This is a genomic window from Secundilactobacillus pentosiphilus (assembly GCF_002217985.1).
Lineage (GTDB): Bacteria > Bacillota > Bacilli > Lactobacillales > Lactobacillaceae > Secundilactobacillus > Secundilactobacillus pentosiphilus.
In genome coordinates this window covers 1-1,013 of sequence record NZ_BCMI01000060.1, presented here as the reverse complement: position 1 = coordinate 1,013, position 1,013 = coordinate 1, and the positions used below count along the sequence as shown (strand labels likewise).

General features: G+C 51.6%; 1 rRNA gene. It reads left to right on the top strand.

Features of this window, described 5'->3' with window-relative positions:
- Nucleotides 1–1,013 (top strand): 23S ribosomal RNA (locus tag CES81_RS13035); the annotation flags it as partial.

The following is a 1,013-nucleotide window of genomic DNA, read 5'->3' as shown; positions in this document are numbered from 1 at the left end:
AATAGGTCGCGTGATAGGAGAGCGTTCTAAGGGCGGTGAAGCTAGATCGTAAGGACTAGTGGAGCGCTTAGAAGTGAGAATGCCGGTATGAGTAGCGAAAGATCAGTGAGAATCTGATCCACCGAATGACTAAGGTTTCCTGGGGAAGGCTCGTCCTCCCAGGGTTAGTCGGGACCTAAGTCGAGGCCGTAAGGCGTAGACGATGGCCAACAGGTTGATATTCCTGTACTAGTAAGATGTGTTTGAGCGATGGAGGGACGCAGGAGGCTAAGCCGTGCGCACTGTTGGATATGTGCGTTCAAGCAGCAAGTCTGGTTGTTAGTTAAATGCTTACAACCGGGTAGACAAGCTGTGATGAGGACCGAATTTAAGTAGGGAAGTGGCTGACGTCACACTGCCGAGAAAAGCTTCTAGTGAGTATCTTACTACCCGTACCGCAAACCGACACAGGTAGTCGAGGAGAGTATCCTAAGGTGAGCGAGTGAACTCTTGTTAAGGAACTCGGCAAAATGACCCCGTAACTTCGGGAGAAGGGGTGCTGCACGCAAGTGCAGCCGCAGTGAAGAGGCCCAGGCGACTGTTTATCAAAAACACAGGTTTCTGCAAAATCGTAAGATGACGTATAGGGGCTGACGCCTGCCCGGTGCTGGAAGGTTAAGTGGATGAGTTAGCTTCGGCGAAGCCCAGAAATGAAGCCCCAGTAAACGGCGGCCGTAACTATAACGGTCCTAAGGTAGCGAAATTCCTTGTCGGGTAAGTTCCGACCCGCACGAAAGGCGTAACGATCTGGGCACTGTCTCAACAAGAGACTCGGTGAAATTATAGTACCTGTGAAGATGCAGGTTACCCGCGACAGGACGGAAAGACCCCATGGAGCTTTACTATAGCTTGATATTGGGTGTTGACACAACTTGTACAGGATAGGTCGGAGCCGTAGAAACCGGAACGCTAGTTTCGGTGGAGGCGCTGGTGGGATACGACCCTTGTTGTGTGAACACTCTAACCCGCGCCAC